The following is a 12,886-nucleotide window of genomic DNA, read 5'->3' on the forward strand; positions in this document are numbered from 1 at the left end:
TATTCGGTGGGCTATTCTACTGACAAAATCTCGACTTCGAAAGTCACGTCTTGCCCTGCCAGAGGATGGTTGAAATCTACAGTCACAGAGTCACCTAAGATTTCCGTAATGATACCTGGAATTTCCATACCGTCTGGGCCAGAAAATGCCATGATGGTGCCGACTTCTACTTCTGCATCACCGACAAATTTCGTTCGGTCCATGTGATGGATATTATCTGGGTTTGGCATACCAAATGCGTCTTGCGCTTTTAGCTCAATCGCTTTGCTGTCGCCAGTGCTTAAACCCAACAGGCATTGCTCGAAATTTTCACTCAAGCTGCCGTCACCAATGACTAACTTCGCTGGTTTCCCCATGTTATGGGTACTGTCCGCCACGGAGCCATCTTTCATTTTTATTGTAAAGTGCAAGGTTACTGCTGAATCTTGGGCAATTGTAGTCACGTTACTGCTTCCTTGAAGTTATTGTCGATACTAAAGCGTAATCGAACTTTCAGTTGTTCTTATATTAAAAAGCGCTCTCCGGATCAACGGACAGCGCTTAGGGTTATTCGCTAAAACAAAGCTTATGCGGCTGAGTTTTCTTTTTTGCGAAAGCCATCCAAGATGATCATCGCTGCACCAATACAGATAGCGGTATCTGCAAGGTTGAAAGCGGGCCAATGGTAGTTGCCCCAGTAGAAGTCTAAGTAGTCGACAACAAAGCCATGTACCACTCGGTCAAATACGTTACCGACTGCGCCGCCGATGATCATCGCATAAGCGCTGTTGTTCCACTTTTCTTTCGCTGGCAGTTTACTCATCCAGTACGTCAGCAAACCCGTCACAAAAAATGCGATTCCGGTGAACAGCCAACGTTGCCAGCCCGCTTGGTCACTTAGAAAACTAAACGCCGCACCGTAGTTGTGTACGTAAAGCAGGTTAAAGAACGGCAGAACCTCGATGCGGTTCGCCCATCCGTAACCCATGTTGTCAATCACAACCAGTTTGATGCCGATATCAGCAATAAAAATCACAGCCGCCAGCCATAGCCAACGTACGCCTGATTGTTTCAATGTTAGTGCTTTTTCACTCATTACTTTACCTAAAAACAGCCCCAGTAAATACTGGGGCTGTTAAAACTAATGAAAGTTCAATGAATTAAGCGTACTTACGCTCTTCACCTTCACCGTCAACGTTCGATACACAACGACCACAGATCTTCTCGTGACCCGCGATAGTGCCAACGTCTGGCGTGTGGTGCCAACAACGGTCACACTTCTCTGATTCCGTCGCTTTCACTTCAACAAACAAACCGTCAACGTCAGTCGCTTGCGCTTGCTCTGTCTTCTCGCTCAGTGGCTTAACCACAGCAGCAGATGTCAATAGCACAAAGCGTAGCTCGTCTTCCAGCTTGTTGATCTTCGCTGCCAGAGCGTCTTCAGCAAACAGAGTGACTTCTGCTTGCAGTGCGCCACCAATAGTCTTTTCACTACGAGCTGCTTCAAGAAGTTTGTTTACACCGCTACGAACCGATTGGATTTCAGTCCAGAAGTCGTTGTTTAGCTCTTCGCCTTCAGCCAGACCAAATAGACCATCGAACCATTCGCCAGTGAAGACAAACTTGTCACGTTGACCCGGCATTTCGTTCCAGATTTCGTCCGCTGTGAATGACATGATTGGTGCCATCCAACGAACCAAAGCTTCAACGATGTAGTAAAGCGCTGTCTGACAGCTACGTTGCGCATGACCACCACGTTTCGCTGTGTACTGACGGTCTTTGATCACGTCTAGGTAGAAAGAACCCATTTCGATCGAACAGAACTGCATCAAACGCTGCGTGACTGCGTGAGTGTTGTATTCGCCGTACGCTTTCACAATCTCTTCTTGTGCTGCTAGTGCGCGACCTACAGCCCAACGATCCAACGCTACCATTTCGTCAGCTGGAACAAGGTCTGTTTCTGGGTTGAAACCGTTGAGGTTTGCAAGGAAGAAACGAGCCGTGTTACGAATACGACGGTATGCGTCCGCGCTGCGTTTAAGGATTTCATCCGATACTGCCACTTCGCCAGTGTAGTCTGTTGACGCAACCCAAAGACGCAGGATGTCTGCCCCCAGCTTGTTGGTCACATCTTTAGGTGCCACAACGTTACCGATAGATTTCGACATCTTACGGCCTTGACCGTCAACCACGAAACCGTGTGTCAGTACTTGCTTGTATGGCGCTTCGCCTTTCATCGCGATCGATGAAATCAGTGAAGACTGGAACCAACCGCGGTGTTGGTCAGAACCTTCTAAGTAAAGGTCTGCACTGTGGCCGTTGTATTCTTCACGAGCATCAACCACTGAGAAGTGAGTCACACCCGAGTCAAACCATACGTCGAGTGTATCCAGTACTTTTTCGTAGTTTGCTGCGTCTTCTTCGCCCAGTAGTTCTGCCGCATCGACATCCCACCAAGCTTGAATACCTTTTTGTTCAACCAGTTGAGCCACTTTTTCAATCAGCTCAGACGAGTTCGGATGAAGTTCTGCTGTTTCTTTATGAACGAACAGAGCAATTGGCACACCCCAAGTACGCTGACGAGAGATACACCACTCAGGACGACCTTCGATCATGCCTTCAATACGGCTTTGGCCCCATTCAGGCATCCACTGAACACCTTTGATTGACTCTAGTGCTTTTGCACGTAAGCCAGCTTGGTCCATAGAGACGAACCATTGTGGTGTTGCACGGAAGATGATTGGAGTCTTATGACGCCAGCAGTGTGGGTAGCTGTGCTCGTAAGCGTGGTGATGTAGCAGAGCACCTTTCTCTTGTAGCGTTTCCACAACTGCAGCGTTCGCTTTAAATACGTGTTGGCCAGCAAATAGCTCAGTGTCTGGTAAGTAAACACCGTTTGAACCTACTGGGTTCGCAACTTCTAGACCGTATTTTTGACCAACTGCAAAGTCTTCTTGACCGTGGCCAGGTGCTGTGTGAACCACACCAGTACCTGAATCTGTTGTCACGTGATCGCCAAGGATCGCAGGAACAGTAAAGTCGTAGAATGGATGGTTGAACTGAGCAAGCTCTAAGTCCGCGCCTTTTGCGAAGCCAAGGTTATGGAAGTGCTCGATACCTGCACGGTCCATGACGTCTTTCGCTAGCTCTGAAGCAACGATAATACGCTCTGGGTTGTCACCCTCAACTTGGATTAATACGTACTCTAGATCATCACGCAGACACACAGCACGGTTTGCAGGCAGTGTCCAAGGCGTTGTAGTCCAAATAACGATAGAAATATCGCCGTGACCTTCATGGCCTTCGCTTAATGCAAATTTAGACAATAGCGCAGCTTCGTCTGCCGCTTTGAAGCGCACATCAATCGAAGGTGACACTTTGTCTTTGTATTCTACTTCTGCTTCTGCCAATGCAGAGCCACAGTCTGTACACCAGTGAACCGGTTTAAAACCTTTCAACAGGTGACCTTGGTCAGCGATTTTACCCAAAGCACGGATGATGTTCGCTTCCGTGTCGAAGTCCATAGTGCGGTAAGGTTTGTCCCACTCGCCCATGATGCCAAGACGCTTAAAGCTCTCTTTTTGGCCTTCAACCTGACCTGCAGCGTAGTCGCGACATTTTGCGCGGAACTCAGCAGCAGTAACTTTTTGACCTGGCTTACCAACCTTTTTCTCTACCATTAGTTCAATTGGTAGACCGTGGCAGTCCCAGCCAGGAATGTAAGGAGCGTCAAAACCTGAAAGTGTTTTGGATTTAATAATAATGTCTTTAAGAATCTTGTTTAGTGCGTGACCAATATGAATGTCACCGTTGGCGTATGGAGGGCCATCGTGTAGAACGAAAGATTTTTTGCCTTTCTTCGCTTTACGGATTTCACCGTAAAGGTCTTCTTTGTACCAACGCTCAAGCATTTCTGGCTCGCGGTTCGCCAGATTGCCGCGCATCGGAAACCCTGTTTCAGGAAGGTTCAGGGTATCTTTATACTCACTCATCGATTCTTAATTCCGTTGTGTTGGGCGAATGTTAGACATTATGCTAAGTCGGTGGACTAAACCACTTAGCGATTAAGCTGACGCAACCACACCCTTGCTGCCTCAGCATCCAATTCAATTTGTTGTTTCAATGCTTCAAAAGACTCGAACTTTTGTTCGTCTCGAAGCTTATGTAAAAGTACAATTTCTAGCTGTTTGCCGTATAAGTCGGCATGAAAGTCGAATAAATGCACTTCTAATTGTTGGCGAACACCATTTACTGTTGGTCTGTTGCCAATGTTTGCCACGCCACCAATTGGCTGCTCGCCTAAGCCCAAAGCTTTGACAACGTATACGCCAGATACTGGTGAAACACGGCGTTTCAGTGGAATATTGGCGGTTGGGAAACCGATCGTTCTACCAAGCTTACGCCCATGAGAAACACGCCCACTGATACTGTAATCTCGCCCAAGCATTTCTGCTGCGACATCCAGTTTATCTTGCGCTAACGCATCACGAATCGCCGTGCTACTCACACGCAGTTTCTGCATACAGAAACTTTGGGTACTGACCACTTCAAAACCGTATTTTTCGCCGGCTTGTTTTAGCATGTCAAAGTTGCCCTTCCGGCCGCGACCAAAACAGAAATCATCGCCTACGACCAGAAACTTAACACCCAAACGCTTCACCAACAAGTCACTAATAAACTCATCCGCCGTGAGATTGGCAAATTGCTCGTTAAAATTGACACAAAGCAGTCGCTCAAGCTTGAGTTTACTAAGCTGAACAAACTTATCTCTTAGTCGGGTTAACCGAGCGGGAGCTTTCTCTTTAGCGAATAACTCCAATGGCTGTGGGTCAAAGGTCATAATCGTGGAAGGCAAGCCTAATTTCTCTGCTTGCTCAGACACTTGACGCAATACTGCTTGATGACCTAGATGCACTCCGTCGAAGTTTCCGATCGTCAATACACACCCGTAATGGTGTGGTTTGATATTGTGAATACCTCGGATTAATTCCATTGGAAGTTACTAAAACCTGTGTTTTTTATTATTTACGCTGCGTGAAACTGACGGATTATATACTAATCGCCATCAGTCTGTCGCTGCTTTTAGATCTTTTAAACGCACGCCCATTATGACAAGCGACAGCAAATAAACCGCTGCACCAAGCGCGATTAAAATCGCTAGGCTGGTTGAGCGCTCCAGTAAGCTCCACTGCAACCACACTGGCATCTCTTCCAGTTGCCATAAGATAGCCGCAACCATGAAACCACCAGCAATCGCGAGTTTGATCGCGAATACGATGGTTTGACGTGTCAGCCGATAAACACCAGCGATGTGTAAGCCTCTATATAGTAGAGACATGTTGACCAGCGCCGACAACGCCGTCGCCATTGCGAGGCCAACGTAGCCGTAGAACCAAGCGAAGATCGCATTGAAGACCATATTCGACACCATAGCAATGATGCCGTATTTGACTGGTGTTTTGGTGTCTTGGCGCGAGTAGTAACCTGGCGCAAGCACTTTAATCAACATGAAATTCAACAAGCCAGCAGCGTAAGCCATCAACGACATAGAGGCAAACTCAACGTCTTGTGGCGAAAACTCACCGCGCATAAATAGCACCATCAGCATCGGTTTAGCGAGTACGATCAAACCTAACATCGCCGGCACACCAAGCAAGCTGACCATACGCACACCCCAATCCATGGTATGCGCAAAGCCTTCCCCTTGAGCGTCAACGTGTTTACGCGATAACGCAGGCAGAATCACCGTTGCGATTGCAATACCAAACAGACCGAGTGGGAACTCCAATAAGCGGTCCGAGTAATAAAGCCAACTGATTGAGCCGGTCTGAAGAAAGCTGGCGATAAAGGTATCAAACAGTAAGTTAATCTGGCTGACCGAAACACCAAACAGTGCAGGAATCATCAGGGTTCTGATTTTCACAACCCCAGGGTCACGCCATCCCCATTTAGGGCGCACCATCACGCCTGCTTTAATAAGGAAAGGAAGTTGGAAAAAGAACTGAACTAATCCACCTAAAAAGACCCCGATCGCTAAACCTATTTCAGGTTGTGCTAACTGCGGCGCGATAAACCACGCCGACAGAATGATCATCACATTGAGAAACACCGGAGTAAAAGAAGAGACGGCAAACTTGCCCAAGGTATTGAGTATCGCCCCAGAAAGCGCGACAAAGGTAATAAACCAAAGATAAGGAAAGGTGATTTTGAGCATCAAGCTCGCGAGCTCAAACTTTTCAGCCGATGGACCACCGTTAAGCCAATCTAAGAACCAACCAAAACCAAACATTGCCGTCACGACGCCGGAGCCAAGTACCCCGAGTATTGTCACAACCGAAACAATCACACCGAGCGTACCCGCGGCTCTCGCAATCAACTGGCGCGTTTTGTCCATATCACCGCTGGCGTGATATTCAGTAAGTACCGGCACAAAGGCTTGCGAGAACGCCCCTTCGGCAAATAGTCGGCGTAAAAAGTTGGGAATTTTATTGGCAAAAAAGAATACATCGGCACTTGCCCCTGCACCCATTAAATTTGCTACTACGACATCACGCACCAATCCTAAGACGCGCGAAATCAAAGTCATAGCACTCACAATCATGCCTGACTTGAGGAGACGTTTACTCACAGTTACCTCGGGAGTCCTCTAATACTAAATGCAAAGCGCTTCTCTTTAGCATGAATAAATGCCTGAGAGCAGATTAGTATTAGCATTGAAAAAAAAATACTGTTAGAATCCCCGCCATCTTAACCGTGAAGACCTTTCTAATCCAAAATTTGTTTGGTTTCGATTGGTTTTTGCACAAATCATTTGACATTTAAGCGCAAATAGGGGATAGTCCTCGCCCTTAAATTGTCACCGAACTAAAGTTTTTGGGAGTTAGACCCTTGGCAAATAGTAAATCTGCTAAGAAGCGCGCTATCCAAGCTGAGAAACGTCGTCAGCACAACGCTAGCCGTCGTTCTATGATGCGCACTTACATGAAGAAAACTGTTGCTGCTATCGAAGCAGGCGACAAAGCTGCTGCAACTGAAGCATTTGCTGCAGTTACACCAATCCTAGACCGCATGGCGACTAAAGGCCTTATTCACAAGAATAAAGCTGCACGTCATAAGTCTCGTTTCTCTGCTGCAATCAAAGCTCTTTAATAGAACTCTGATTACTCAGTGAAAGAAAAAACCGGCTCTGCCGGTTTTTTTATACCTGCTAAAAATAAAAAAGAGGCTCAAGGCCTCTTTTTTGTTTGTTCGATTAGCTGCAGTACATACCATGAAGTAATTGGATCATCGCTTTTACTTCTTCACTGCTGAGTGTGTAGTAAACGGTTTGTGCTTCTTTACGCGTTTCAACCAAACCATCGCGTCGCAACCAAGCAAGGTGCTGAGACAATGCCGACTGGCTGAGTTCGAGCTTATTACACAATTCGCCGACCGACAGTTCGTTATTGTGTAGCAAACACAGTATCTGCAACCGTCTCTCGTTGGCCATTGCTTTCAGTAGTACTACCGCTTTTGCAGAGTTTTGTTCCATCGCTTGTAAATTCATCGGTCAGTACCCTTTGAAACCACACTAAAATACATCTGTAGACTACTTTCAAATCTAAATCGCTGAGCCAGAATTGTGTTAGCAATCTAAAACTAAAATCGATTTAACTGTTTATGTAGCGCTATAGCACCGTTGATTTTAATCGATCTGTAATAACTAATCTATTTCTTATACAGAAAAGGTTATTTAAACAACGAGGTAAAGTCAGCATCACACACGTTTTTCACCGCTGGGTGCTGAATCATACGCTCGGCGAAAATAACGTAATACTCTTCTTTGAGCTCTTCGATATGACCGATCAACTGCAGTGCTAAATCACTGTCCACTTCCGTGACATAGAGTGACGGAGCAAGAAAGATGACATCATCATGATAACGGGCAAATGCCTTCATTAATGCGACATCATCAAATTCTCCCAACACATTAGGTTGAAGGCCTTGGCGGTCGAACCATTGTAGGACTTTGCGCCCCATCGCCGTGCGGCTACCAGGGATCAGCAGTTTTCTCTGCTCCAACACTTCAGGGAATTTGACGCTATCGACTTTACCCGCACAGAAAAAGCTCATATTGCACTCGCCTAGCTTTTTACTGTACAGACCAGGGCTTTGACTGGAGTCCACTGGGCAATCAGACAAAATCATATCGAGCTTATGTTGTGATAACTGCTCTAACAGCATTTCGTGGGTCGATTCGAAACAGCGTAAGTGAATGCTGTTATCTTCAGGCACGGTCGTCATCAGTATCTTACTGACCAAGCGTTTTGAGAGTGCGTCCGCGACACCGACATCAAACAAGATATTGGAACGCTGACTGTAGTTAACGATATCCAACATTTCGTAACTCAAGCCAAACATACGGTCTGCGTACTTGAACACCAACTGCCCCAATTCAGTAGGCTCGATGCTCCTACCGTTACGTTTAGTCAGCTTACCGTCCATTCGGTCTTCTAACGCTTTAATTTGTCCGGTGACCGTTTGCGGTGTCAGGAAAAGTGCATCTGCAGCTTTCGTGACTGACCCTTGTTTGCACACCATCCAGAAGTAATAGAGATGGTTGTAATTTAAGTGCGACATGACTCTGAACTCGAATTGTTTATCGAAGATAGCGTTATAGCAAATGCGCCTAATGACAACAACACTTCGGTAAAAACGAAAAATATCAACAGTAAAGCTATCTTTACCGAACATTGAAAATCACTTTATGACAGTTCAGTGTCATCTTGTCATAAAAGAGCCATCTTTTTAGCAAAAAAATCGGCAAATTTTCAGACTTAAATCACAATTTTAAAGCCAACAAAAACCATTAAAAATCAAAAGCTTAAACATAAAACAAAACCAAGATTTCGAGAATATTATCCGGAGTCACACAAAATCATCCCCATTACACATAACTGTAATATTACTGAAATATTTGCCCTCTAACATCGCCCTCAGTTTCAACAACAGACCACTATTCAGATTTTATCGGTCCACGGAGAAAAATTATGAACCAAGCTACTACTACAGCGGCTCCTATTTCGAGCACGACTCGCTGGTTGCGCTGGGCTAACTTGGCATTCATGTTATACCTACTGCTTCTGGCTGTATCTATGGTCGGCAGCGGCTTCAAATGGGCAACTGGTGATCAAGCAAAAGTTCTCTTTGAATTTGCCTCTCACCCTGTAGCTGGCTTAATGATCGGCTTAGTTGCAACCGCTCTTATTCAATCTTCAAGTACAGTAACGTCTATCATCGTGGGCCTTGTGGCTGGCGGCTTACCGGTAGAAACGGCTATCCCTATGGTTATGGGTGCAAACATCGGTACAACAGTCACCAACACGCTTGTGAGCCTTGGTCACGTTCGCTGTAAGGAAGAATTCAAACGCGCATTCGCAAGTGCAACAATCCACGATTTCTTTAACTTATTAGCAGTTGCGATCTTCCTACCATTGGAAATGATGTTCGGCATCCTTGAGAAAATCTCTCATTGGTTGGTTTCACCGCTACTTGCAACGGGCGATATGAGCCTCAAAGGCTTTAACTTCATTAAGCCAATTACCAAACCAGTTGTAAGCGCAGTTAAAGAGCCACTATCAACATTTGGTGATACTGTAGGTGGCGTAATGCTTATCGTACTGGGTATCGCAACTATCTTCGTCGCAATTACTGTGATGGGTAAGCTGATGAAGAGCCTAATGGTTGGCCGTGCTCGTGAAATTCTGAAGAACGCCATTGGTCGTGGCCCTATCCACGGTATTATGTCTGGCTCTATCGTGACAGTATTGGTTCAGTCTTCTTCAACAACCACTAGCTTGATGGTTCCTCTTGTAGGCTCAGGTGTACTGAAAGTTCGTGATGTATACCCATTCACTCTAGGTGCAAACATCGGTACTTGTATTACCGCCCTACTGGCAGCAACTGCAGTATCAGGTGAGTTCGCAGTGTTCGCACTACAAATTGCTCTGGTTCACCTAGTGTTCAACGTAATGGCAACCGTATTCATCTTCGGTATCCCGTTCCTACGCGAACTGCCAGTAAAAGGCGCAGACCTTATTTCGGACATGGCAGTGAAGAACAAAGCCGTCGTTGCGGGTTACCTACTGAGCGTATTTGTGGTTCTACCTGGCGCTATCCTTGCGCTAACAGCATAAAAATAAATACCAATTACACCATCGCTTGCGAGCCCCTAACGAAAGTTAGGGGCTTTTTTCATTCTTCGGTAAAGCAAACTTATCTACCCCTCTCAATATCTAGTTACTCTTTGCTATCCACCCAACTTGCTGCTGTGATTCGATAAACATCAAGCAATAAAAAAGGCTGCACACTGGCAGCCTTTAATCATATATCATTGATTAGACAGAGAACGGATACTTAATCGCATCATGATGTTCATAACCTTCTACCCAGAAGTCATCCAGAGTGACCCAAGTTTCCAAATCTTCTAGAGATTTGATTTCTGGGTTAATGTGGAACGTCGGTGATTTCAACGGCTCACGCTTCAGCTGTACGTCTCGCATCAATTCAAGTTGGTCTTCGTAGATATGAGCATTCACGATCTTATGGTACGCCTGACCTGCTTTCTTGCCGGTGATCTGCGCCATAATCGCTAAGAACACGTAAACCTGAACCATATTGAAGTTCAACCCGAGCGGCACATCACAAGAGCGCTGGGTACTATTAAGGTACAGCGTGTCACCCAATAGTGAGAAGTGGTGGCTGTACATACATGGGCGCAAACAGCCCATATGGAACTCACCTGGGTTGTAGAAATTAAGGATCTCACCTCGATCATCCACACCACGAGTTAGGTCATCGACAATCTTGCGTAGTTGGTCGACATGGCCGCCATCTGGTTTTGCCCAAGCACGACCTTGGACACCGTATACACGCCCCATATCGTCCTCGCCTTTGCGATAAGGGTTGTTAAGCCAAGCATCATTCAGGTTGGCATTCGCATCCCAAGTTTTGGTGCCCAGTTTGCGAAAGTCTTCAGCATTGTCGTAACCTCGAATGTAGCCAAGTAGCTCGGCCACCGCCGCTTTCCAGAAGCTTTTACGCGTTGTTACGAGCGGGAACTGGTTGTTGCCAACATCGTAGGTCAAGTCAGCATTGATAACCGTCAGACAACGCTTGCCTGTACGTTCATTTTCAACCCACTCACCTTGCTCAACGATTCGTCGACAGAGATCTAAATACTGTTTCACACCAATTCCTTACTTCGTCTGTTGTGGTAGTTCGTCTTTGTAGTGACCGCGTTTGTATGCCCAAACCATCATCAAAATGCCGATGATAACCATAGGAAGTGACAAGATTTGTCCCATAGAGATAAACCCGCCAAACAAACCTAAGTGCGCATCCGGTTCACGTACGTACTCGACAAGGAAGCGGAATGTACCATATCCAGCTAAAAATAGCCCTGACACCGAACCCAGTGGTCGAGGTTTCTTGATAAACCAGTTTAGGATAAAGAACAGGACGACACCTTCTAACAACATTTCGTATAGCTGAGACGGGTGACGAGGCAACGGTCCGCCATTAGGGAAGACAAACGCCCAAGGCACATCGGTAACGCGGCCCCAAAGCTCGCTGTTCATAAAGTTACCTAAACGTCCAACGCCCAGCCCAAATGGCACGAGTGGTGCGATAAAGTCCGCCACACCAAAGAAGGTGCGACCGTTCTTTTTCGCATACCAGAACATAGCCGTAATGACGCCAAGTAAGCCGCCGTGGAATGACATGCCGCCAGTCCAAACCTTGAAGAGATAAAGCGGGTCTTGCAGGAATAAGTCAAAGTTGTAGAACAGCACGTAACCGACACGGCCACCCACAACGACACCTAAAAAGCCAGCAAACAACAGATCTGACACTTGGTCTCGAGTCCAACCACTATCTGGCTTGTCTGCACGGCGATTCGCTAACCACAGTGCGAACGCAAAACCGACTAAATACATTAAGCCATACCATCGGATCGACAACGGACCGATAGAGACCAACACAGGATCTATATTTGGAAATTCAAGGTATCCCTGAGACATAGGAGCATTACTCTTTAGAAATTCAAAATGTTGAAAGGTATAGATGAGAGTGCGTCACAGTAACATAGTTCCAGCAACGAACATTAAAAATACTGCAAAGATTTTCTTTAGCCTGACGGTCGGCATGCTGGTCGCTAACTTCGCCCCGATACGAGTGGTCAACATAGAGGTCGACGTAATGCCAATTAACGCGGGTAGATACACGTAACCCAAACTATACGCAGGCAGCACGTCCGCTTTGTAACCGTTGAGAATAAACCCAACCATTCCCGACAGCGCGATAAAACAGCCACACACAGAAGAAGAACCCACCGCGCGTCGCATCTCAACGCCGTGGCGGTTTAAAAACGGCACGGACAACGAACCACCGCCGATACCGGCTAAGCTCGATACCATACCAATCCCCGTACCGATCACAACGGTTGCCCCACTACCCGGCATCGCGCGTTCCGTTTTGCCTTTAATGGAAAACAACATCTGAATCGCGAGTAACAAAACAATCACGCCAAACACTTTAGGTAGGTATTGCGATGGGATCCAATCGGCAATGTTCGCACCTAGAAATCCCCCCACCACCACGCCGGGCATGAGCCATTTGACGACGAACATGTCGACGTTACCCAACCGGAAATGGTTAAAAGCAGAAGAGCCGGAAGTGACGATGATAGAGGCCAGCGACGTCGCCAGAGCGATGTGCATGCTGATCGACGGGTCAATCCCAGCCATCGGCAACAGAAACAACAACGCAGGAACCACGATAAGACCGCCCCCAATCCCAAGTAACCCAGCCATGATTCCAACAAAGCCACCCAGCAGGAGCAGTAAGCTCAAAAACTCAATGTTCACGG

General features: G+C 46.6%; 12 protein-coding genes. 2 read left to right on the forward strand and 10 right to left on the reverse strand.

Annotation, left to right across the window (positions count from 1 at the left end; all coding sequences use genetic code 11):
- Nucleotides 1-11: 11 nt before the first annotated feature.
- From fkpB to murJ, 5 genes are all read right to left on the reverse strand, one after another.
- On the reverse strand, nt 12-443 hold the full coding sequence (gene fkpB, locus AKJ31_RS16685) for an FKBP-type peptidyl-prolyl cis-trans isomerase (protein WP_053410227.1): 432 nt from the start codon (nt 441-443) through the stop codon (nt 12-14).
- Between the two features lie 122 nt (nt 444-565).
- On the reverse strand, nt 566-1,075 hold the full coding sequence (gene lspA, locus AKJ31_RS16690) for a signal peptidase II (RefSeq protein ID WP_053410228.1): 510 nt from the start codon (nt 1,073-1,075) through the stop codon (nt 566-568).
- 64 nt (nt 1,076-1,139) lie between these two features.
- A complete protein-coding gene (ileS, locus tag AKJ31_RS16695; protein ID WP_053410229.1) occupies nt 1,140-3,971 on the reverse strand; it encodes an isoleucine--tRNA ligase in 2,832 nt (943 codons plus the stop codon).
- 65 nt (nt 3,972-4,036) lie between these two features.
- Nucleotides 4,037-4,972, reverse strand: coding sequence for a bifunctional riboflavin kinase/FAD synthetase (ribF, locus tag AKJ31_RS16700; RefSeq protein WP_053410230.1), 936 nt, complete (start codon nt 4,970-4,972; stop codon nt 4,037-4,039).
- A 72-nt stretch (nt 4,973-5,044) separates the two neighbouring features.
- Entirely contained in the window at nt 5,045-6,607 is a 1,563-nt protein-coding gene (gene murJ, locus AKJ31_RS16705) for a murein biosynthesis integral membrane protein MurJ (RefSeq protein WP_053410231.1), read from the reverse strand.
- Between the two features lie 260 nt (nt 6,608-6,867).
- Between murJ and rpsT the strand changes: the two genes are divergently transcribed.
- On the forward strand, nt 6,868-7,128 hold the full coding sequence (rpsT, locus tag AKJ31_RS16710; protein ID WP_021705632.1) for a 30S ribosomal protein S20: 261 nt from the start codon (nt 6,868-6,870) through the stop codon (nt 7,126-7,128).
- 103 nt (nt 7,129-7,231) lie between these two features.
- On the opposite strand, the gene AKJ31_RS16715 is transcribed toward rpsT, so the two are convergent.
- Both AKJ31_RS16715 and nhaR read right to left on the reverse strand, forming a co-directional pair.
- The gene (locus tag AKJ31_RS16715; RefSeq protein WP_053410232.1) at nt 7,232-7,525 is read right to left on the reverse strand and encodes an ArsR/SmtB family transcription factor; all 294 of its coding nucleotides are present in this window, start codon (nt 7,523-7,525) and stop codon (nt 7,232-7,234) included.
- Between the two features lie 182 nt (nt 7,526-7,707).
- A complete protein-coding gene (nhaR, locus tag AKJ31_RS16720) occupies nt 7,708-8,598 on the reverse strand; it encodes a transcriptional activator NhaR (RefSeq protein WP_053410254.1) in 891 nt (296 codons plus the stop codon).
- A 410-nt stretch (nt 8,599-9,008) separates the two neighbouring features.
- On the opposite strand from nhaR, the gene AKJ31_RS16725 reads away from it, so the two are divergent.
- Nucleotides 9,009-10,154: a Na/Pi symporter gene (locus AKJ31_RS16725; RefSeq protein ID WP_053410233.1), complete on the forward strand. Its 1,146-nt coding sequence runs from the start codon at nt 9,009-9,011 to the stop codon at nt 10,152-10,154.
- Nucleotides 10,155-10,355: 201 nt separating this feature from the next.
- Here the strand turns inward: AKJ31_RS16725 and AKJ31_RS16730 are convergent, their stop codons facing one another.
- From AKJ31_RS16730 to AKJ31_RS16740, 3 genes are read right to left on the reverse strand one after another with little or no spacing between them, the layout of a single operon-like run.
- Complete coding sequence (locus AKJ31_RS16730) at nt 10,356-11,207, reverse strand: thymidylate synthase (protein ID WP_053410234.1); 852 nt, start codon at nt 11,205-11,207, stop codon at nt 10,356-10,358.
- Nucleotides 11,208-11,216: 9 nt separating this feature from the next.
- A complete protein-coding gene (gene lgt, locus AKJ31_RS16735) occupies nt 11,217-12,038 on the reverse strand; it encodes a prolipoprotein diacylglyceryl transferase (protein ID WP_053410235.1) in 822 nt (273 codons plus the stop codon).
- Between the two features lie 54 nt (nt 12,039-12,092).
- Nucleotides 12,093-12,884 (reverse strand): sulfite exporter TauE/SafE family protein, encoded by a 792-nt coding sequence (locus AKJ31_RS16740; RefSeq protein WP_053410236.1) that lies wholly within the window; start codon nt 12,882-12,884, stop codon nt 12,093-12,095.
- Between the last annotated feature and the right edge of the window lie 2 nt (nt 12,885-12,886).

The sequence above is a fragment of the Vibrio hepatarius genome, assembly GCF_001274785.1.
Lineage (GTDB): Bacteria > Pseudomonadota > Gammaproteobacteria > Enterobacterales > Vibrionaceae > Vibrio > Vibrio hepatarius.